A 20,807-nucleotide genomic window follows, 5' to 3' on the forward strand; every position below is an offset into this window, starting at 1 on the left:
TGCTGCCACGGACGGCAGCACAAGTCTTAATGCCCCCGGACGGGGCGTTTAAGACGCACACGTCACTCCGAGAAACATTAAATCAGGCTGACTTAGACTTGCCTTATTTTCGTACAACGGAACAAAACAGTCCCGGCTTGATGCAATTTGCCAATCGTAACCCCCCGGAACCACCCTACACAGGGAAACTCATATCACCCACAAACCAGCATTTGTCAGTTTTCATTATCCTACCACACAAGCCAACCGAATACCACTTTTAATTTTCATAGAGTTCCCCATCCACAATACGCACCACTCTCTTCGCATGTTCAGCAACGCTCAGATCGTGTGTGATCATAACGATCGTATTTCCCATATCACTTAACCGCTGAAACAGTTTTAACACTTCTTTTCCGCTGTTGCGGTCTAAGGCACCGGTCGGCTCATCTGCAAGCAGAATTGCCGGCTGACCGACTAAGGCACGTGCAATCGCAACACGCTGCTGCTGACCACCGGAAAGTTCGTTTGGTTTATGATCGATACGCTCTGCAAGCCCTAACATTGCAATGGTATCCATACTTGCATCCTTTGCTTCTTTTAAATTCATCCCGCGCATTAAAAGTGGCATAACAATATTTTGAAGCACATTATAAGTTGGAATCAGATGATATTTCTGAAAAATAAATCCTATCTTCTGGTTGCGGATATTAGTCAGTTCCTTTTCCTTTGCCATCTCAATCTCAACACCGTCAAGACTATAAGTTCCCCCGTCCATAACATCCATGCAGCCGATAATGTTCATCAGGGTACTTTTACCAGAACCGGATGGTCCTAAGATAGCAAGATATTCCCCTTTTTCAACGGTCAGTGAAATGTCTTTTAACACATGCAGCGAATTAGCTCCCATTTTATAGGATTTGTTAACATTTTGCATGGTGATGATTTCAGGTAAATGCTGTGCTGCGTCCATATATGCTCCTTTCTTTGTGTGTGACTCATTATGTGTATAACCCTTTATATATGACTCTTTGTATGCGGCTTACATTACTGTAACATCCAGATTTCTTCGATCACATCATTGCCGCTTATGTCTGTTTCTACCAAAATCTTAAGCAGATCACCTGCGGCAAGACGTGAAAAGGTAGTTTCCGTATCTGATGCAGTATGTACGGTTACACCAACAGGAATCAGCGTTGTGACTGTCTCACCTGTCATATCTGACATGCCACCCGGTGCGTCTGACGGCATCTTGGTGCTGTCCATATCTGGTGGCACCTGCCCTGCCTGGTCACTGCTGTCCTGTCCAGTTGACGTACCACTCATATCCGCCGGTGCCTGTCTGTTTCCAGCCTGTTCCATACTGTCAGAATCCGCATTTTCTTCTGCCGCTTTCGCCACTGACTCATCCACTTCCATATAAGTTATCTCGTTCCCCTCAATCGACGAAACATACGCATAAACATACTTCTGATTATCCCCTAACGAACTTCCCTCTGCCTCTGTTCTCCTCATCCGCCACATCACACCTGCACCAATGAGAATAATCACTATTAAAATTACAACTATAACTATAACTGTTACTTTCTTCTTCATCAAATACCTTTACCCTTCTAAAGCATTTCGAAAAACCTGCAAAACTCTCTATAACGTAAACTCTTTGTGACAGACCAACAAATGAATACGAAGGTACTGTGGAGCTGTCGGTCTGTCACAAATCCCACAACCTACAGCAAAGTTTTGCAAAATCTTTCAAAATCTTTTTCAACCTTTACTCTGCTCCAAGTGCCTCCACCGGCACCAGTTTCGACGCCTTATATGCCGGATAGAATCCAAACAGTGTTCCCGTGATGAGTGCAAACAATAATGCGATCAGAAATGCCGCCGGCGTCAGTTCGACACGTACTCCAAGATATCTGGCCACCGGGGTGACAAGCAGACTTGCAATGACGCCCAGCACTCCCCCAATCAGGCTGATTGCTGCAGCTTCAGCCAAAAATTCAAACAGAATATTTTTCTGTGAACAGCCGATTGCCTTTAAAATACCGATCTCATTGGTGCGCTCTTTGACTGACACAAACAGCACATTCATAATTCCTATACCGCCGACCACAAATACGATAGCCGCCATTGCGATCAGAAGCATCGTCAGAATTTCATTCGATGCCGACGCAGCTTCCATCTTGCTTCCCGCATCCTCAAAAGTAAACTCTGCATTTGGATAGGAAGTTGCAAGTACTTCTGTGATTTCTTCCGTGACACCGGATACGTTGCTTACATCTTCTGCGATCACAGTGATCATCGGATTCACATTTGTTCCCACTAAATATTTTACCCCTGTCGCATATGGAATAAAAATGGAATCATCCGGGCTGATGCCGGATGCCACCGTCCCCATGGAAGACAGAACTCCGTTAACCACATAAGAACGGTCGTCTATATAGATCACACTGCCATATGCATCGATCGCACTTCCAAAAATTTCTTCTGCAACAGATACACCAAGCACACAGACTTTCTCTTTATTTTCATCATCAGATTCTGTGATAAAATCCCCGACTGCAAGACTCAGATTACTGATGGATGCATAATTATCTTTTACTCCTGCGATCGAATAGGTCTGTGCCTCATCAAGATCCCCGCCATCCACCGCAGATCTGGTCGTATAGGATATCGTTGCCGCCGAAATTCCGGAAACAAAGGTTTCAATATCATCCACATCATCTTCATCCAATGTGATATTTTCCTGATTCATGCGGTCTTCCATATCACTTCCACCGCCAAAGAAGCCTCCCATGCCCCCCGGCATGCCGCCTCCGTCACCACCAGGTCCGCCGCCATTTCCACCAGACGGACCACCACCAAAGGAATCACCGCCGCCGGAAAATCCTCTCGAAGAACCACCAGAGCCTACCATGGAAGAACTGCTGCCGGATGGTGCCCCGCCACCGGATGGCATCATCATCATACCAGAACCTGATGAATCACCGGAATCCTGATTTCCACCACGATTTTTATCTCCACCGTCATAGGAAATATCGATCGCACCTGCATTTAAGTTTTTAAACTGGTCTGCCACATCCTCCTGGCCACCTTTTCCAATGGCGATCACCATCACGATCGTCGCCGCACCAACAATGATACCGATCGAAGTCATGATCGTTTTAAATTTATTCTGGGTAATATTGATCCAGACCAGTCTTAATAATTCAGATGGTTTCATTCGTTTGTCACCTGACTTTCTATCAGAACCGTTTCTCCCTCGGAAAGTCCTTCCGTGATCTCCACATTGACACCGTCAGAAAATCCGGTCGTAACTTCTTTCTTTTCAATAGTTCCATCACTGTTTTTGACTTTCACATAAGATGCAGTTCCTTCGTTGATGACCGCCTTATTTGAAACATAAACAACATTTGTTACCTGTTTTTCAATAAACGTCACATTTCCGGTCATATCGGTATAAATACCATCCACATCACCGCTTAATTTTACCGTCACATTATAAGAAACCGTGGAAGAACCGCTTGATACAGAAGTATCGATACTTTCAACTTCGCCGGAAAAAGTCTGGTCTTCGTAAGCGTTAAGGTCTATCATGACCTCATCCCCGATCGCAATACCGGAAATATCTTCCTCCGAAACGGATACTGTCATCGTCACTGCATCCGTGTCCGCAAATGTTACAATATCCGTACCTGCGGACAGATCATCTCCTGCCTCATAGCCGACTGACATGATCGTACCGTCATAATCTGAATAGATCGTGCCATCACCCACAAATTCTTCAAACTCAGCTAATGCTTCTTTTGCTTCTGTCAGTGTATCTTCCGCTGTTTCCACAGAAACATCCACACCAGTCACATCTGCAGAGTACTGGCTGTCTGCATTTTCATAGTTTAACATTGCTTCTTTATATTTTTTCTCTGCCTCAACGGATTTTGTGGTATATGCACTCTTTGCTGCTTTTAATTTGTTATATAACTTATTGTAATTCTCCTGTTCCGTTGCGAGAGATTCACTTAAATCCATGCCACCATCGATCATTTCCTGATAATAATTAAGAAGTGCCTGTGACTCATCCACTGCTTCCTGTGCTTCATCCACTGCATCCTGCAGTTCACTGATCGTTGTCTCATATTCTTCCTGCGCCACACTTCCCTCTGCCACACTTAAGTTATAAGAATAGCTGGCACTTACCTTTTCTTTCGCTAAACTAAGTGCTGCAGAGTTATAATCTGCCGAAGCCTCCGTCACAGCTTCTTTTAATTTTTTCCGATATTTTTCAATACTGTCATCTGTCAATTTCAGCAGTGCATCGCCTGCCTTTACCTGCTGTCCAACTGAAATATACACTTCCTCTACCTCTAACGCCACCGAAGAATTACCTGTTGACGTTCCTGATGCCTGCGTTCCACTTGTCTGTCCACTTCCTGAATCCGAAGATATACTTATATCCTCGTCCATATCCTGTGAGATACTTCCGATCGTCACGCTTCCGCTCTCCGTAATTCCAACTGTAAGAGTTCCATATCCCGCTGTCGTCTCTTTATAGACAGTCTCTGATTCCGCGCTGTCCGAAAACTGGTGTGCATATACACTGATCCCTCCTATCATAAGAAGGGCTGCTGCGCCTAACGAAAGAATTACTGCCACCTTTTTCTTTTTCATTCTGTTTTTTCCTCCTGTTCTCCCTGGAATATAACGGTTGCGGAAGAACCGGAACCAAGTTTTCCATCCGGATTGTCAATTGAAATAATCACCGCGTAAGTGACATTAGAAACACTTTCTCCAGTCGTTGCCGAAGATGCGATCGATGAAACAGTTCCTGTTACTGCTCCTTCCCGGTTTCCTGATATCATGACAGATACCTCTTCACCAACATGAACCTGCGCTACCTTCTCCTGTGACACTTCCACTGAGATCATGATCGTCTGTGTATCACAATACAACGCAAATGCAGTACCCGGCTGCAGCGTATCTCCTGCCTCATAAGGCACTGCTGCGATCGTTCTATCCTCATCTGCAGTAACAACACCATTTTCCAACGCAATCAGTGCAGTCTGTTCTTCTTTTAATGTATCAAGTGTATTCTGTGCAGATTCCACTGCACTTTCCAGTTCCGAAACAGTTGCCTCATACGTACTTCCCGCATATTTACCTTCCACTACAGCGGTATCATATTCATTTTTCAGTTCGGCTTTCTGTGTCTTTGCATCACGCTCGGCCTATTCATAATCAGATTTCAGTTTATCTAAACTCTCTGTCAGTTCTGTAATTTTTGTATTGGTTTCTTCTACATTTTTATTGTAAGTCTCGACTGCCGAATCAAATTCCTTCTGTGCCTGTTCGAGTTTGCTCTGCGCCGCATCTGCCACCTGCTGTGCCGCCGTAAGTATATCAGACTGCTGCTCTCTTGCCGTGTAATCATCCACTGCCTGCTGTACAATGGAAAGCAGCGTATCTGAATCTGCTCCTGCCCCGATCTGCTCCCTGATATTTGACAAATCCGCTGATACCGCCTGACTTGTGCTGTTATCAGACTCCTGCGCCTGTGTCAGCGTATCCTGTGCCTGTGCCAACGCCGTCTCTGCCGCATCAACTGCCGCCTTTTTCTCATCAATCGCACATTCCACATAATAGTCATTGTTATCAATCTTCGTCTGATATTCAGATATCTGTTCTACTACTTCATCATATGCTTCCTTTTTTTCTTCCACTGCAGCATCTAGCGCATCTATCTGCGCCTGATAATTTTCCTCTGCAGTCTGTGCTGTTAAATCGGAATCCTGCTTCGCGCTCTCTGCGGAAAGTTGTCCACTTGCAAGATCTGCCTTTGCTTTTTTCAGCGTATTTTCAGCGTCATGAATGGCTTCTTCATAATATGCCTTTGCTGATTCCATGCTTTCATCCGTCAGCTTAAAAAGGGCATCCCCTTTACTCACGGTATCTCCGGATGTGGCATATATCTCTTCTACCGTCATTGTCACTGCATTTACCGTAAATTCCGGCATCTGGCTTGTTGTACCGATCTGTGTTGTACCATCTTCCGAAAAAGAGCCGTCTGAACTCTCCTGCTGATCTGTATCCTGACCTTTCTCATTCTGCTCTGTACTGTTCGTCTGTGCTCCGGATGCTATCGCCTGATACCCGATCCCACCTGTCATCACACAAACAGCTGCAATGCCGGCGATCACACTCATCATTCTTTTTCCTGGTTTTCTCATTATCTTCCTCACTTTCCATACTCACGTGCTCCGTTTTAACGGTATAAAGATAACATCGCAATTTAAAGAACAGCTGATTGTAATGTGATGGTTATGTGAAAGAATCGTTAAATATGTGTGTCAGAAACGTATACCGCAAACTACAAAGAGCCGGAGCAGCGCATATCCGCACTGCTCCGGCTCTATCATTCTATTATTTATAATTTCAACTGTAATATTTCGCATACCACCGTCATCTCATCAGTGAATCTCTCCACCTGTCGTCTTCACATCTTCCTCATTCTCAATGATCGCCCGGATTCCATACTCTAATGCCTCCTCTATCATCTCAGCCGACATACTTGGTGTTCCTTCCGGAAGATCGAGCGTCTGCTCCGGCAGATACGGGACATGTACAAACCCGCCTCTCATATGCGGATATTCTTTGTCGATCATATAAAGGACACGATACATGATGTCATTGCAGACGAAAGTTCCCGCTGTGTAGGAAACCCGCGCCGGTATTTTGGCTTCTTTTATATACTGCACCATGCACTTTACCGGGATAGAAGCAAAGTATGCATTCTCTCCATCCTCTTTGATCGGTTCATCTGACGGCTGCTTTCCCTCATTATCCGGTATGCGTGCTTCCATCAGATTAATGGCAACTTTCTCGACTGTGATCCCGGATCTTCCACCAGCCTGTCCCACACATAGCACAGCATCCGGATGATGTTTTTCCACAGCAGTCCTTATGACTTCCTCATCTTTTCCAAACACAGTCGGGATCTCCATTTTGAGCACCTCTGCTCCTTCTATCCTATCCGGGAGCAGTTTTACCGCCTCGTATGCAGGATTGATCGATGCTCCGCCAAACGGATCAAACCCTGTCACTAATATTTTCATCGGAATACTCCTTTATCTCCAGTTATTTGTTCAGAAAACGATCCCACTCTTCCGTATCCCCGGAACCACTGACGCGCAGTAAAAATGTATGATCCTCCGTATCAACAGAAATGATATAACATCCTTTTTCCTGTTCAACAGAATATACTTCACAGCCCTCTAACTCTTTGAATTTATCAGCATAATTTTCCGGCAGGATCACGACATCCTCATTTTTCTTTTTTAAGTTACCGTTCGCATCGTAGACTTTATATCCTTCCTCCACAAATGCCTCAATTACCGGATCACTGATCTTTAAGACAAGCTCATTTGCACGCATCTCCCTGATATCACGGTTACAGGAATTCTCCGGCAGAATCGTCACATTATCAAATACAATCTCAAACATCCCGCTTACAGCACAGATCTGTGCGATATATGCCTCCTTAAAATTAAAGTTCCTCAGTTCATTTATTGTATGGTACTTCATGGTAATCCTCCTCATTCTGCATATATGCTTTCGTCCGAAATGCACGTCCGAAAAATCAGAGATTTTCCGGACTGACGGGCATTCGCCTTATCACATGAGCGCAAAACAACAAAGTGTCTGCGAGCAGCCATTTTTTGTTTTACCCTCATGTGGCACTGCTCATTGCTTACGCACATTATACCATCTTCTATTTCGTTTTGACAATTTGAAAAAAATAACGTACAATTCTTTCGGTCAGATTTATTTATCATGATTATTTTACGGAGATGAATCTATGAAAAAAATCGCTTTTTTTGATATTGACGGAACCTTAACTTCGGAGATCGACGGTTCACTGCCTGAAAGTGTAATTCATGCAATAAGACGTGCACGCACCTTCGGTCATCTGATGTTTATCAATACTGGCCGGTGCTTTCAGAATGTAGAACCGCGTTTCAGACGGATCGGCTTTGACGGTTATGTCTGCGGATGCGGCACGAACATTTTCTGCTCCGGCACGGAAGCACTGCACGTTGCCCAGACGCACAGCATTGCCATGCAGCTTTTAGAAGCAGCGCGAAAAACAAATGTGGATATCCTTTTCGAATCCAGAAAAGAAGTAGCATTCGATAAAAGCAGACCCCTTACACACCCGGATGCCATACGCCAGTATGAAGCATTCGTAAGCCGCGACTATGATATGCCGGAAAATTTAGAAAACCCGAACTTCTTCTGCGATAAATTTGTGATCTGGTATCAGACTCCCGATCAGTTAGCGGAATTTCGCAAAGTCAGTGATCCTTATTTTACCTGCATCGACCGCGGCGGTACATTCCGCGAATTTGTCCCGACCGGCTACAGTAAGGCAACCGGCATACAGTATGTGCTCGACTATTATCATTTAGATCTTAACGCCGCCTATGCGATCGGTGACAGCAACAACGATCTGCCGATGCTCTCCTATGTACCAAACAGCGTTGCCATGGGAAATGCTTCCCCGGCTTCCCTGTTTGATCAGGTATCATTTGTAACCAAACGCGCAAGCGAAAATGGTATTGCTTACGCCTTAGAGCAGCTTGGATTTTTCGAACAATAGTATGTGTTATTTTTATGCGATATTTTGTTTCAGACAGGTCTTAATGTCATCACTGGCATTACTGATCTGCCTTAAATGGAATGTGTCTGTCAGATACTGCAGTACATTCGGGCTTAAAAATGCTGGCAATGTCGGTCCAAGATAGATATCGTGGACACCAAGACTCAAAAGTGCCAAAAGATCTGCCACCGCTTTCTGTTCATACCACGAAACGATCATGGAAAGTGGAAGACCATTGACATCCGTTTCAAATGCGTCTGCAAGTGCCGTCGCAATTTTAACTGCTGAATATACATCATTGCATTGTCCGACATCTAAAAGTCTCGGCAATCCTGCCACCTCCCCAAAGTCCAGCTTGTTAAACCTGTATTTTCCACAGGCAAGTGTTAAGATCACACAGTCTTTCGGCACCATCCGGGCAAATTCCGTATAATAATTTCTACCCGGTCTGGCACCATCGCAGCCTCCGATCAGGAAAAAGTGCCGGATCTGTCCACTCTTTACCGCTTCCACAATTTTATCTGCCTGACTTAATGTTGCAGCATGCCCAAAACCGACCAATATCTCCTGTTTTTCCTGGTCTTCTTTAAATCCTCCAAGCTCTAACGCCTGCTTTATGATCTCACTGAAATCTTTTTCCCCTTTTTCATTTTTTCCAATATGCTTTACACCTTCCCAGCCGACCACGTTTGTGCTGTAAATACGGTCTTTATAACTTTCTCTTGGACGCATCAGACAGTTTGTAGTCATCAGGATACAGCCCGGAATATTGTCAAACTGCTTCTGCTGATCCTGCCATGCACCTCCAAAATTACCAGCCAGATGCGGATACTTTTTCAACCCTTCATAGCCGTGACATGGCAGCATCTCACCATGTGTATAAATATTGATACCCTTGTCTTTTGTCTGCTCTAACAACATCTCTAAATCCTTTAGATCATGTCCGGAAACGATAATAAATGGGCCTTTTTTGATCGTTACATCCACTTTGTGCGGATACGGATTCCCATAAATTTCCGTATTTGCCTCATCGAGTTTTTTCATAACCGCAAGTGCCATTTCCCCGGTACGCATTGTCATACGGATCAATTCTTCCACCGTCAGACTGTCATCTGTGGTCGCCTCAAGCCCTAACAGATAAAAATCATCCACCTCATCGCTGTAATATCCAAGTTCTCTCGCCTGATGTCCGTACGCGCTGATACCTTTTAACCCATAAATGATCGTCTGGCGCAGGGAACGGATATCCGGATCTAACGTGTTATCATACATAATTCCTGCAAGAGGTGCATCGCGCAACATATCACTTTTACTCTCTGGCAGATCATAGGCTGCATGCGCGGTCGGATTACTGCTTTTTCCTGCCATTTCCCTGACCTGCTCTTTGATTCTCTGTGATTCACGCAATAATTCCAAATGTGCATCCACATCAAAATTCACATTTGTGAGTGTTGTAAACAGCACATTTTCAATAAAACTTACCACCGTTTTATCCATATGTGCACCGTTTTCCATCAGCACTTTTCCATAACAGCTGATCCCCTTTACCTGAAAGATCAAAAGATCCTGCAGATTTGCGATCTCCGGTGTCTTTCCACAAACGCCGAGTTTTGTGCAGCCCTTTCCATTCGCCGTCTGCTCACACTGATAACAGAACATCTCATAGTTCAAATCCATGTTATTTCCCATATTTTATCCTCATATCTTTCTAAAAAAATTCCATATCCGCAATATCTTTTACAATCTTGTCCATCTGCTCTTTTGTCTGTACACTTCTCGCTGCATCAATAACCTGTCTTTTTTCATCTTCCGTCATCATGGAAAACTGTCCTAATGCTTTCTCATTCATCGCCAGTCCAAACCCAAGTCCTACCGGTAAACCATCTTCTTTAATCATATATACCTGTTTTCCTCCCGATTTTTTTCACAAAAAAAGTAAATGCTCCAAATATGAACATTTACTTTCTCTTTTGTATTTTTATTAAGTTTTCCCGGTTATTGCCGGTTTTATACAAGTACTCTGCTTAAAACTTCATCCTCACGCACCAGTTTCTTTGCCGCCTCCCGGTAACTCTCCTCATGCAGATAAGTGTGACGGAACGGTTTGATGGACGGTGCCATATCGATTGCCCGGATGAAATCATCACGTTTCATCTGAAGTGTCGCTGCGTAATCAAAAAATCCGGTTTCCCTAAGAACCGTCTCAACACGCACATAACGGTGATCCTGCACTTTACTCATGATATAGGTCGCAATGCCAACCTGGATTCCATGTAACTGCGGTATCTCTAATATTTTATCTAATGCATGTGAGATCAGATGCTCGCTTCCGCTCGTCGGTGCACTGCTTCCTGCGATCTCATTAGCGATCCCGCTCATGGCAAGTGAATCGACCAGCTCTTTTAAGAACAGTTCATCTTTAATGCTCTCATACGGCGTCCGCACAAAACTGTTGACCGCCTTTTTTGCGATCATCACCGCAAAATCATTTACCTCACTGTAACCACACTTTTCCTCATAGATCCAGTCATAAATAGCTGTGATCTTTGAGAGCATATCACCGATCCCGGAATAAATAAACTTCTCCGGTGCAGTCCGTATGATCTGTGTATCCACGATAATGCCATAAGCAAGCCTTGCCGGAACGGAAGTCCGCTTTCCATGGACAAGAAGTGATGCGCTTGCACTGGAAAATCCATCACTTGAACTTGAAGTCGGTACACTGATAAATGGAATATTCCGTAAAAAAGCTGCATACTTTCCGGCATCGATGACCTTTCCTCCGCCGATGGAAATGACTGCCTGTGTCTTGTTTGGCATGGCAAATGCCAGCGTTATGATATCATCAATATCTACCGTATCTAACTCACTATATTCTAAAACCCTGATCTCCTCCTGTTTCAGGGAAGCCATCACGTCTGTACCAAACAGATCGATCAGACCATTTCCAAAAAAGATGACGACCTGTTCGATTCCTTCTTTCTTTAAATAACTTCCAATCCTTGCTAAAGCACCTTTTCCTACTTTTAAAATTGACGGTATTGAAATACCTTTTCCTGCCTGCATTCTGCCTCTCCTTTTTCAATTTCCTGTATCTCTTAATTATTTTAACCAATAAATCTCAGCCCCATACGGATGCAAGTGTTTCCTTTAGCAGACTGACATTGACCGGCTTCGACAGGTGACCATTCATACCACTTGCGATTGAACGTTTTACGTCCTCGTCAAATGCATTTGCACTCATTGCAATGATCGGAAGTGTTTTTAAGTCTTCCCTGTCAATCTGCCTGATCGTGCGTGTTGCCTCTAGTCCATCCATTTCAGGCATCATAATATCCATCAGAATCAGATCATAATATCCTGGCGGTGTAGTGCGCACACCTTCCACTGCCTCTTTACCATTATATGCTTCCTCCACCTCAATGCCAAATGTTTCTAAAAGAGTACGCGCGATTTCCATATTCAGTGCGTTATCCTCCACTACAAGAACCCTTTTTCCGGTGAAATCCCTGGATAGATCAGGTGTTTTCTCTTGCAGCCGGCTCTTCTCCACTGGTTTTAACTGCAGTGTAAAATAAAATGTACTGCCTTTTCCCGGTGCACTTTGTAACTGTATCTGTGAATCCATCATATGAATAAGGCGGCTGCTGATCGCAAGTCCTAAACCGGTTCCCTGTATTCTCGCATTTTCAGATGTATCTGCCTGCTCAAAGCTCTGGAAGATCAGATGCTGCTTATCTTCCGCAATGCCGATTCCATCATCGCTGACCTCAAAATAAATCTCCGATAATTCTGCCATCTTTTGCATTTCACGAACAGTCAGTTTCACATGACCACCCATATTGGAATATTTGACAGCATTTCCAAGCAGATTCACAAGTACCTGGTTGATCCGGAGTTCATCACAGATGAACCAGTCATTCTTTAGCTCAATATTCTGTGAAAACCGGATGTTTTTCTCTGCAATCTTCGATTCAAGCAAAGGCTCAAGTCCCCGTATCATTTTAGCTAAATCTGCCTGTTCTGACACAAGCTTCATTTTTCCGCTTTCGATCTTTGACATATCTAAAATATCATTTAATAATCCAAGCAGATAATTAGAAGAATTTTTAATTTTGTTCAGACAGTCAATACGTCGTTTTTCTTCCTGTCCATCTCTCAGAGCGATCTCTGCCATACCGATAATTCCGTTCATCGGTGTGCGGATCTCATGAGACATTCGTGCCAGGAAATCTGATTTTGCTTTTGCTGCAAGATCATGACGCTGCAGATTGATCTTATTTTGGATAATAGATCCTATTTCATTTAAATTCTTCCGGTCTTCCTCATTATCCAGTATTTTTTGATCAATACCCATAAACAGGATACTTCCTGCATAAGAACCATTGTCAGCCATATGATAGAGTACTCCATCCGTCCGGTCTGCAAATTTTCCCAGTGTCGGATCCCTTAAAACTTCTTCCGTAACCGGCAGTATCTCCTGCACTTTCTTATTTTCAATAAACTGCTGGTATTCTGAACCGGAACAACGACTGACTCCATCCCAGTTCTGAAAGTTTTCTGTATCTTTCCAGTTATATAACAGGCTGTTTACCAGATATTCCCTGTTAAAACTTGCAATGACAAGATTTGCAAGATTATATTTTTCTTTTAACTTCAATGAAAGAATATCAAGTATGACTGCAAGTTCTCCTTCTCTGTCACATAGATTGATCGCTATAGAGGAAAGGTTCATCTGTTTTAACCTGCCAACGGAAGCGATCTCCCGGAATGTGGCATCTGCCTGCATACTTTTTTCATTCTCCGAAAGTTCCTGATAAATCATAATGTCATAACGACTATGCTTTGCAGCTGCTAATGCCTTTCCTGCCTGCTGTTTACTGTCTTCTTCCCGATCATCTGCCATTACACGCGTAATACCGCATTTTAAATTCAATGTAAGCAATTTCTCATCTGTCAGTGCCGTAAAATCCTGCCGGACCTTTTCAATCATTGCTTTTACCTGTGATGTCTGCACATCAGGGAGCCATAGCAGCATCTGATCTGCACCTGCTCTTATATAGATGACATTTTTGAAATTCTGCTTACCACATTCTGTTACGAGCTCTCCGGCAAGCTGTTCTAATAAAATATCTCCAAAAATCAGTCCATACTGCTCATTCACTTTCGTGAAATGACAGATATCAATAATAGCAGTAACACCTTCCGGGCATTTTTCACGCGCTGTTCTCATTGCTTCCAGACCATATTCCAGACGGTAAAATAATGTGACCGGATCTAAAAGCTGTTTCTTTCTCTGTTCTTCTTCAAGAAGTTTTCTCTTTTGTATGTTGTGAATACAGCCAACTACACGCTCTGACTCCCCTGCTTCGTCCAGCATAACACTTCCGGACAGATTTACCCAGGTATAATCGTCTCCCGCCCTGTAACGCATCCGAAAATCAATATTGAGCTCATTTTTTGCATTGAGAACATGATACACAACACGTTCCCTGTCCTCCGGATAAATATATCCGTTATCTACCCACTCCGGATGTTTCACACAATCCCAGATACCATCAAAATTACCGCTGTTTACAACTTCTAATATTTTTTCTTTCTTACGATACGTGAAAAATATATCCTGTGAACTCTCAACTGCGATCCGATATCTTTCTTTTTCTTCCAGAAGCTGTGTTTCCGTCTGCATCTGTTCATCGGTCAGATTTTCGATCACTCCATGTAATTCGTCAATTTCAAGAATATTTGAATTTTTAAAATCACGAATCCCGGTAACTCCGCCACGTACACTTTCCATCAGACGGTATACCGGCTTTGTAACATAACGGATCAGACAGTATACTAAAACTGCTGCAAACAGTGCACCGCTTATGATTGCCGTGATCATTTTAATATAGACTTTTCTTCCGATCCCATAAATAGAATCTTCTGTGACAAATCCACACAATACCCAGTCAGCATCATCATACGGCACATTATTACTGTAAAGTGATAACGGCTTTGTTACCACATAAATATCCTGTTTTCCCATCTGTGCCCCGGTGATTTTGCACAATTCATCTCCTGCATCTGCCTTAAATTCCAATGCATGATTATCTCTATATACAATATCATACAAAGCGCCTTTTCCAACAACACTCTCATATTTTCCTTCTGCATTCTGGATCATAAGCGCATATCCGGCATTTAAATCACCATCCAGATCCCTGACAGAGAAATAATTCGAAAGATAGTTAAGACTGATCTCTACTCCTACCACCCCATAAACCGTTCCTTCATATAACAGCGGTACTGAATAAGTGATCATCTGATGGCTGTCCATATAATGATCTTCCAAAATAAATGTCTTTGCCCAGTATCCTAAATCCCTCATATTCACTTTGGTATTCCGGACTGCCTGCATATAAGGCCTGTAAAAAAAATTATCCGCATCACGGTTTCCATTTCCTGTAAAATGAAAATCTGTACTCCATGCACTGTCTAAAGAAATGGACAGATTATGGGACAACCTTTTATTTCCACGCTCCAATAAAAGGTCTGCATTAGACTCCGTTTTTGCCTGCGGATCAGAATCCCTCACAAAAAAGCCTCTGTATTCTGCTTCCTCATTCACGGGACTGTCATTTGCAAGGATCAGAAAAATACCGGAAGTCATATTATATTGGAGTTCATCTACCATGTCAGGAAATACTGTTTCTAAATACTGTTCCTGAATCTCTTTTGATTTCAGAAACTGCCCGACATCCGCATGATTATCATCAAGTACCTGTGACAGATCACTGTTTAATTCATCACTTTTCTTATAAACAGAGCGCCACTTCTCCACCATATCATTTTCAAGAACCACCTGTCTGTTCTCTACAATATGGTTTACAACACGTATATTATTCTCCTCCAGATTCGACTTTATCCCGCTGAAAACCAATGTAAGGAACGGCACGATCCCCTCAATCAGAACAATTCCCAGAATCGGTATCAAAAATATTTTTAATAAAGTCTTTTTCTTTTTCCCCATGCAATCCTTACCTGTCCGTCTCATTTGCTCAGTTTATTTCCACACTATTTTGCTGCAGCAGAAAGAGAACTGCAAAAATCATTGTACCAGTTTTCAAATGCCTCATCTGAAAGATATGATTCTAATACTTCATCCCTTGAGGTTCCCTCTGCAATAGCTGCATCGATTGCAGTTTTATCCTCAACTGCCTTATCAGACAAATTATAGTCTAAGATTTTTCTCGCATCATACCCCTTTCTGAAACTTTTCGGTGTATAAAATTTCTTCTGATCAAAATTCTCTAAGATGTATTTCAGACAATCATAAGACTTTTCATTGATCTCTATATTATTATCTTTGATAACCTTATCTAATGTTTCAACTTTATTTGCCTCTTTTAAAACCGGAAGATATGCCGAAGCACAGCCAAAACGGAGATTCTGCTCTTTCTCTGTAATCCATTTTAAAAATACACAGGATGCATATTCATGTGCATCATCTGACTTTGTAACAGCCATTCCTGCCCCCTGCTGCACCATATAATTTTCTCCATCCTGCATGATCGGCGCATCCTGAATAATGTAATCGATCGGATAACTCTCCTCTCCATTTTCTACATTATCCGGGAAATATACTGCCGAAGATGTAGCTCCGGTATATGCAAGAATATCTCCTGTTTTCACGTCATCTGAACGAAATTTTCCGTAAGATTCAAAATATCCCTTCACATATGGCACATAATAATCATCCCACAGACGACGCATAGATTCTTTATCTGTATTTAATGTTACCTCTCCATTTTTTACTTCAAAGATTTCTTTTCCCATCTGTTTCATTCCGATAATGAAATAATTAGACATGGAATCCCTGCCGTAAAATGCCTTTCCATCATCTGGAATATCCGGTGTCTTTGCATCTGTCCATTCATAATAGTGCTCAGCTACATCAACGACTCCTTCAATCGTCTTTAATTCATCCAATGAAGATCCTGTCTCTGCTGCAAACGGCTCCCAGTCCGTTTTATTGATCATCATGATTTCTGTTGATTTTGCAACCGGCAAAAGATACAGTGCACCATCATCCTGAAAATATCCTTCTTCAATATAAGAGTCCACATAAGAAGATAATTCATCTTCACTGAAATACTGTGTCAGATCAACTAATTTACCCTCCTGCTGTGCATAATACGCCGTATCAGCATAGGACGAAAAAATATCCGGCAGATCATCTGCCCCCACTTCTCCTTTGATCGCACTCTGAACCGCCTGTTCTAAATCATAAACAGAACCCTGGCTGTATTCTTCCACATAAATTCCTTTTTCTTTTCCTACCGTTGCATTAAATTCTTCCACAAGCGTATCAAAAGTAGCCTGCTGTGCTCCGTTGTAATAATGCCAGACCGTAAGTGATACCGGATTGTCCGGATCTAACTTTACCTTTGCAGTCCCACTATTCTGCGACGTTCCACATCCTGCAAAAAACGGCATGGACAATGTGATCATCAGTACTGCAACGCTCCATCTTTTCATAACTTTCCTCTTTTCTTTCGTAAAGGCTCCATCTGCCCCTTCATTCATTCTTTTCGTCATTCTGCAGATGATATTACATCCTGTTCCTGCAGCATCTCGTAGGATTCAGACCCCTTTTCCTGCTCTACCGTCGACATAAAATATACTTCATCCTTTTGAAAATGATCTATCCATACAGATATAACATCAATTGGCACTTCCTGTAAATTTTCAATCTGTGCAGAAACCCCATCACTGACATATTCATATGTATTTTTTAAAGTTTTTCCATCTGCCGATATTTCAAAAATATAGGTTCTGTCTGCTCGAAAATATGCATTAATAACACCAAGCAGATTCTGGATTGCTACATCCATATCCGGATCTGATGACAATTCTTTAACGCACTGATTTAACGTTGTAGATATAGGAAAGCATAGACACAAAAATCTTTTTCCGGATATTTTTTCGGAACTGTACCAATAATGACCGATCGATAAGCATTGACACTACCGGAAACAGAAGAGAAATCACAAATCCTGTATTCCTGTAATAAAAATTGTCTGCATCAAAATAACAATACAGAAAAGCATCGCTAAAAAGAAGTACCGCAGTAGACACTTGCATCAAAAGCAGCCACTTTCTCTTTTTCTTATCAAAATTATTACTTAAATACATACATAATGCTGTTATCAGGCAAAAAAAGACAACCGCAGAAAAGCAATTCTACCTGCGTTGACTGACTGTAAAACATTTTTCTTACTCCTTATCCTATTGTAAAAAGGAACAATGCACCTTCTTTCAAAGATACCCTGTTCCTATATTTTAGTATCCCATTAAAGGCTGTTATCCGGGTTCATTGTAACATACCTGATATTTCATAGCAATGCCAAACTACAGAGCAGCCAGTAAATGAAAAGTCAAGCAATAAATGCAAAACTTTACTTGCGAAACATCATTTCATCATTTTGCACAACTCTGTTTGCGTTTTGTTGGTAAATTTGCACAGACTACCCCTCTTTTCGTTTTGCTCTCTGCTTATTCTACTCTATTTATGCCAGTCTTGCCAGTTCTTCCTGGAACAATTCGCCGGAGGTTTTCCATCCGAACATCTCCCTTGGGTAGTCGTTGATCCAGTCCTCTACCCTCTGGATATCGTCCTCTGTCCGGTCATCGAAGTTCTCTCCCTTTGGTATCTTCCTGCGCACCAGTCGGTTCTGGTTTTCGTTGCTGCCACGCTCAAAGGAGCAGTATGGGTGGCAGTAGAACACGGTCACTCTCTTTTCGGACTCATCTGCTGCCGACTGCTGCATTCCCTCCCAGTCAGCGAACTCCGAGCCATTGTCCACGGTTATGGTCTTGAACACCTGCCCGAATCGCTCTCCCCATTCCGCTTCTAATTGATCCAGTCGCTTGCAGACCTGCTCAGTCGTGTGCTCATATAAAAGGTATATGAGTTCGTTCCTGGTCTTTCTCTCTGTCAGTACCAGAAGGCTGTGTTTGCTTTCCCCTCTTTTACCTACCACTGTGTCCATCTCCCAGTGTCCGAATTCCTCTCTGGTGTCGATGTCCTCTGGCCGCTTCTCTATGCTTGTGCCTGCGTTGGCTCTCGCCTGCCTGCGTACTTTCTTATTCTTCTTTTTCCGTCTGCCTTTTACTGGGAGTTCCTTATTTGTGATTGTGAGGAATATCCCCTTGTCGATGTAACTGTAAAGGGTCGGCTTGCTAATCTCTGTTTCAAACTCCAACCCCTTGGCTTTAATTTCTCCGAGGACTGCTCCGGGTGAGTATCCGTCCTCTGCTATCTTTGTTTCTATGTACTCTGCCAGTCTGTGGTCTTTGCCTATCTTAAGGTCTGGACCCTTATCTCGCAGGTTCTGTTGATACTTATCCTCTGCGATGTCTGGGGAGTACCGTTCTTCCTCTGTCAGATCTGAATTGGTATGTGTGTATGTTCCTCTCTTTATCTCACGGTATATGGTGCTGACATGGACTCCTATCTGGTCAGCGATTTCCTGTTTGCCGTGTCCTGCTTTCAGCAGTGCTTCTAATTTCAGCCTGTCGGCTCTGGATAACTGTTTAAATCTGCGCATGGCAGCACCTCCTTGTCTCTTTCTACTATTATCGGTGTTAAAGTTATAAATTTCAATAACAAAACACTTATAAATAAGGATAAGATACCAACAAAGAAGTGGTGCTTTTATGGTTATATTTTTGTTGAATTTATGGGTTATAAAAGACTTGAATACCTCCGCAACCCAAGGTAATATACAGACAACCTAAAGGAAAGGAGGTGTATCCGATGAATTTGGATGATTTGGTTTCTAAAATAAATAAGCTGAGTAAAGTTGTTCGAGCCCTTACTCAGCTTGCATTGGAAATCGGAACGCTCGTAGCGGTTATCCGATTCATCATCTTATGATGATGGCTTGGGGGAGGGGTCCACCTCTCTCCCTTGCTTCTCAAAATATACCACACGATTGGAGGTCTTGTCAATGAAACGGTTATGTGTTTCAGTTTCGGTTCTGGCTTTTCGGATAGCGGAGTTGCTTATCGTGGTTTTTGGTCTGCTTCTCCTGCTTTCCAGAATGTAGCCGGTCCGTCCGGGGCAGTGCATCTGCTCCGGCTCTAACCCACCGATGTCTGGTCCCAAGTCCAGAAGGCGGAAGCGTGAGGGGAGCAAAGGACAATGCCATGTCTGAGTGATGTCTGACAAGTTTGCCTGGTTTTTAATGTGAAAGCCTTAAAGGTAGGAGGAGTTATTGGTTTTTACCGATTGCCTATCGCAACTCGTTGATTTTGTTTCCTGCGTTGCAGAGAAAGGGTTAGGTGGTGTGTAGCCGAGCACGAGGTCTTATCTGGTGTACCGTAACACTGGACGCTCTCTCCAGTCGGGCGAGACCGATGGGCGACATGGCTTATTGTTCCTTTTTTGAAAAACGGCGATAAATTTCCGGCGGTAAAACTCCGGCGATAAAATCTGAAAGGATCTGATAAAATGATTTATATTGATAAGTGCCGCACCGACCTCGGTGTTACCGTGGACGAGTGGGCGGTTGATGATAGATGTCGGTTCTCTGATTCCGGCAAGGTCGGCATAGGGACTGGTGTTCGTGTGCTCGATATTACTGACAAGTTTGGCGATGTTCTGGTTCGCCTTGTGATTTCGGATTCCTGCTCTGACAATGTCAGCAGGTTCTCCTGCAGGGAGGTGTTGTCTCATGAATAAAGAATTGCTTGAGCCGATCATGCGTGCTCACGGAGATAAAAATAAGGACTTGGCTGCGGCCATTGGTATGTCCGTTCCGAACTTCTCCACCATCTGGAATGGTCGTGGCGAATTCGCTCTGAAGTATATCCGTCTCATTGCCCGGAGGTATTCTCTTACCCCGGAGCAAGTCTATAAAATCTTTATCTTTCCGCAGGGGTAATCATTGCCCCTGTTTTTTCTTTTGCTTTCAAATCCGCCCCATTTAGGCAATAAAAAAGACCCAGTGGGCGTTTGTTCCACTGGGTTGCTTTTCGTCTTATTCTGGCGGTCACGGTGTGCCACGCTCTGGGTTCTGCATTGCAGTGTTCCCGACATTTATGTCGGTCACATCGTCCGAGTGCTTACCCCCTTTAGAACCCCCTCTGCGGCACATCATACCTCCACTCTTTTTATAAGTCAATC

18 protein-coding genes are annotated in these 20,807 nt (G+C 43.2%); 2 read left to right on the top strand and 16 right to left on the bottom strand.

Translation table 11 applies throughout. The features are described from left to right. Nucleotides 1-259: 259 nt before the first annotated feature. The 8 genes from DW650_RS06515 to DW650_RS06545 form a co-directional block, all read right to left on the bottom strand. The gene (locus DW650_RS06515; protein WP_118209396.1) at nt 260-952 is read right to left on the bottom strand and encodes an ABC transporter ATP-binding protein; all 693 of its coding nucleotides are present in this window, start codon (nt 950-952) and stop codon (nt 260-262) included. A gap of 74 nt (nt 953-1,026) precedes the next feature. Next, nucleotides 1,027-1,494, bottom strand: coding sequence for a hypothetical protein (locus tag DW650_RS06520; RefSeq protein WP_243102873.1), 468 nt, complete (start codon nt 1,492-1,494; stop codon nt 1,027-1,029). Between the two features lie 256 nt (nt 1,495-1,750). Then, the gene (locus DW650_RS06525; protein WP_118209398.1) at nt 1,751-3,202 is read right to left on the bottom strand and encodes an ABC transporter permease; all 1,452 of its coding nucleotides are present in this window, start codon (nt 3,200-3,202) and stop codon (nt 1,751-1,753) included. Continuing rightward, nucleotides 3,199-4,647, bottom strand: coding sequence for an efflux RND transporter periplasmic adaptor subunit (locus tag DW650_RS06530; protein WP_118209399.1), 1,449 nt, complete (start codon nt 4,645-4,647; stop codon nt 3,199-3,201). Before DW650_RS06530 ends, DW650_RS06525 begins: the two co-directional genes overlap by 4 nt. Continuing rightward, the gene (locus tag DW650_RS19990; RefSeq protein WP_243102874.1) at nt 4,644-5,144 is read right to left on the bottom strand and encodes an HlyD family efflux transporter periplasmic adaptor subunit; all 501 of its coding nucleotides are present in this window, start codon (nt 5,142-5,144) and stop codon (nt 4,644-4,646) included. The genes DW650_RS06530 and DW650_RS19990 overlap by 4 nt, the downstream gene beginning before the upstream one ends. 60 nt (nt 5,145-5,204) lie before the next feature. Further along, nucleotides 5,205-6,203, bottom strand: a complete 999-nt coding sequence (locus DW650_RS19995) for a hypothetical protein (protein WP_243102875.1) — start codon at nt 6,201-6,203, stop codon at nt 5,205-5,207. Between the two features lie 240 nt (nt 6,204-6,443). Beyond that, nucleotides 6,444-7,088, bottom strand: coding sequence for a pyroglutamyl-peptidase I (gene pcp, locus DW650_RS06540; RefSeq protein WP_118209400.1), 645 nt, complete (start codon nt 7,086-7,088; stop codon nt 6,444-6,446). Between the two features lie 22 nt (nt 7,089-7,110). Further along, a complete protein-coding gene (locus DW650_RS06545) occupies nt 7,111-7,557 on the bottom strand; it encodes a subtilin biosynthesis sensor protein SpaK (RefSeq protein WP_117922368.1) in 447 nt (148 codons plus the stop codon). A 274-nt stretch (nt 7,558-7,831) separates the two neighbouring features. On the opposite strand from DW650_RS06545, the gene DW650_RS06555 reads away from it, so the two are divergent. Next, nucleotides 7,832-8,632: an HAD-IIB family hydrolase gene (locus tag DW650_RS06555; protein WP_118209401.1), complete on the top strand. Its 801-nt coding sequence runs from the start codon at nt 7,832-7,834 to the stop codon at nt 8,630-8,632. 12 nt (nt 8,633-8,644) lie between these two features. Here DW650_RS06555 and hcp read toward each other — a convergent pair whose 3' ends face one another. The 8 genes from hcp to DW650_RS06600 form a co-directional block, all read right to left on the bottom strand. Next, the gene (gene hcp / locus DW650_RS06560) at nt 8,645-10,321 is read right to left on the bottom strand and encodes a hydroxylamine reductase (protein WP_118209402.1); all 1,677 of its coding nucleotides are present in this window, start codon (nt 10,319-10,321) and stop codon (nt 8,645-8,647) included. A 19-nt stretch (nt 10,322-10,340) separates the two neighbouring features. Next, nucleotides 10,341-10,529, bottom strand: coding sequence for a hypothetical protein (locus DW650_RS06565; protein WP_118209403.1), 189 nt, complete (start codon nt 10,527-10,529; stop codon nt 10,341-10,343). Between the two features lie 110 nt (nt 10,530-10,639). Continuing rightward, the gene (locus DW650_RS06570; protein WP_117922364.1) at nt 10,640-11,698 is read right to left on the bottom strand and encodes an iron-containing alcohol dehydrogenase family protein; all 1,059 of its coding nucleotides are present in this window, start codon (nt 11,696-11,698) and stop codon (nt 10,640-10,642) included. A 55-nt stretch (nt 11,699-11,753) separates the two neighbouring features. Further along, the gene (locus DW650_RS06575; protein ID WP_118209404.1) at nt 11,754-15,647 is read right to left on the bottom strand and encodes a response regulator; all 3,894 of its coding nucleotides are present in this window, start codon (nt 15,645-15,647) and stop codon (nt 11,754-11,756) included. Between the two features lie 44 nt (nt 15,648-15,691). Beyond that, nucleotides 15,692-17,155, bottom strand: a complete 1,464-nt coding sequence (locus DW650_RS06580; protein WP_118209491.1) for an extracellular solute-binding protein — start codon at nt 17,153-17,155, stop codon at nt 15,692-15,694. Nucleotides 17,156-17,211: 56 nt separating this feature from the next. Beyond that, a complete protein-coding gene (locus DW650_RS06585; protein WP_118209405.1) occupies nt 17,212-17,511 on the bottom strand; it encodes a hypothetical protein in 300 nt (99 codons plus the stop codon). 675 nt (nt 17,512-18,186) lie between these two features. Continuing rightward, nucleotides 18,187-19,227: an IS30 family transposase gene (locus DW650_RS06595; RefSeq protein WP_117483616.1), complete on the bottom strand. Its 1,041-nt coding sequence runs from the start codon at nt 19,225-19,227 to the stop codon at nt 18,187-18,189. Between the two features lie 761 nt (nt 19,228-19,988). Then, nucleotides 19,989-20,357, bottom strand: coding sequence for a hypothetical protein (locus tag DW650_RS06600; RefSeq protein WP_118209407.1), 369 nt, complete (start codon nt 20,355-20,357; stop codon nt 19,989-19,991). Here DW650_RS06600 and DW650_RS06605 point away from each other — a divergent pair. Beyond that, complete coding sequence (locus DW650_RS06605; RefSeq protein WP_008396630.1) at nt 20,356-20,565, top strand: helix-turn-helix domain-containing protein; 210 nt, start codon at nt 20,356-20,358, stop codon at nt 20,563-20,565. The genes DW650_RS06600 and DW650_RS06605 overlap by 2 nt on opposite strands. Nucleotides 20,566-20,807: the final 242 nt, after the last annotated feature.

This window comes from Roseburia sp. AM23-20, assembly GCF_003470905.1.
In the GTDB taxonomy this organism is placed as follows: Bacteria; Bacillota; Clostridia; order Lachnospirales; family Lachnospiraceae; genus Roseburia; species Roseburia rectibacter.

What these genes read in the sequence shown, in the direction of transcription:
- DW650_RS06515 (WP_118209396.1), bottom strand. Translation starts at nt 952, where the DNA reads ATGGACGCAGCACAGCATTTACCTGAAATCATCACCATGCAAAATGTT.
- DW650_RS06520 (WP_243102873.1), bottom strand. Translation starts at nt 1,494, where the DNA reads ATGAGGAGAACAGAGGCAGAGGGAAGTTCGTTAGGGGATAATCAGAAG.
- DW650_RS06525 (WP_118209398.1), bottom strand. Translation starts at nt 3,202, where the DNA reads ATGAAACCATCTGAATTATTAAGACTGGTCTGGATCAATATTACCCAG.
- DW650_RS06530 (WP_118209399.1), bottom strand. Translation starts at nt 4,647, where the DNA reads ATGAAAAAGAAAAAGGTGGCAGTAATTCTTTCGTTAGGCGCAGCAGCC.
- DW650_RS19995 (WP_243102875.1), bottom strand. Translation starts at nt 6,203, where the DNA reads ATGAGAAAACCAGGAAAAAGAATGATGAGTGTGATCGCCGGCATTGCA.
- pcp (WP_118209400.1), bottom strand. Translation starts at nt 7,088, where the DNA reads ATGAAAATATTAGTGACAGGGTTTGATCCGTTTGGCGGAGCATCGATC.
- DW650_RS06545 (WP_117922368.1), bottom strand. Translation starts at nt 7,557, where the DNA reads ATGAAGTACCATACAATAAATGAACTGAGGAACTTTAATTTTAAGGAG.
- DW650_RS06555 (WP_118209401.1), top strand. Translation starts at nt 7,832, where the DNA reads ATGAAAAAAATCGCTTTTTTTGATATTGACGGAACCTTAACTTCGGAG.
- hcp (WP_118209402.1), bottom strand. Translation starts at nt 10,321, where the DNA reads ATGGGAAATAACATGGATTTGAACTATGAGATGTTCTGTTATCAGTGT.
- DW650_RS06565 (WP_118209403.1), bottom strand. Translation starts at nt 10,529, where the DNA reads ATGATTAAAGAAGATGGTTTACCGGTAGGACTTGGGTTTGGACTGGCG.
- DW650_RS06570 (WP_117922364.1), bottom strand. Translation starts at nt 11,698, where the DNA reads ATGCAGGCAGGAAAAGGTATTTCAATACCGTCAATTTTAAAAGTAGGA.
- DW650_RS06575 (WP_118209404.1), bottom strand. Translation starts at nt 15,647, where the DNA reads ATGGGGAAAAAGAAAAAGACTTTATTAAAAATATTTTTGATACCGATT.
- DW650_RS06580 (WP_118209491.1), bottom strand. Translation starts at nt 17,155, where the DNA reads ATGAAAAGATGGAGCGTTGCAGTACTGATGATCACATTGTCCATGCCG.
- DW650_RS06585 (WP_118209405.1), bottom strand. Translation starts at nt 17,511, where the DNA reads ATGGATGTAGCAATCCAGAATCTGCTTGGTGTTATTAATGCATATTTT.
- DW650_RS06595 (WP_117483616.1), bottom strand. Translation starts at nt 19,227, where the DNA reads ATGCGCAGATTTAAACAGTTATCCAGAGCCGACAGGCTGAAATTAGAA.
- DW650_RS06605 (WP_008396630.1), top strand. Translation starts at nt 20,356, where the DNA reads ATGAATAAAGAATTGCTTGAGCCGATCATGCGTGCTCACGGAGATAAA.
- DW650_RS06600 (WP_118209407.1), bottom strand. Translation starts at nt 20,357, where the DNA reads ATGAGACAACACCTCCCTGCAGGAGAACCTGCTGACATTGTCAGAGCA.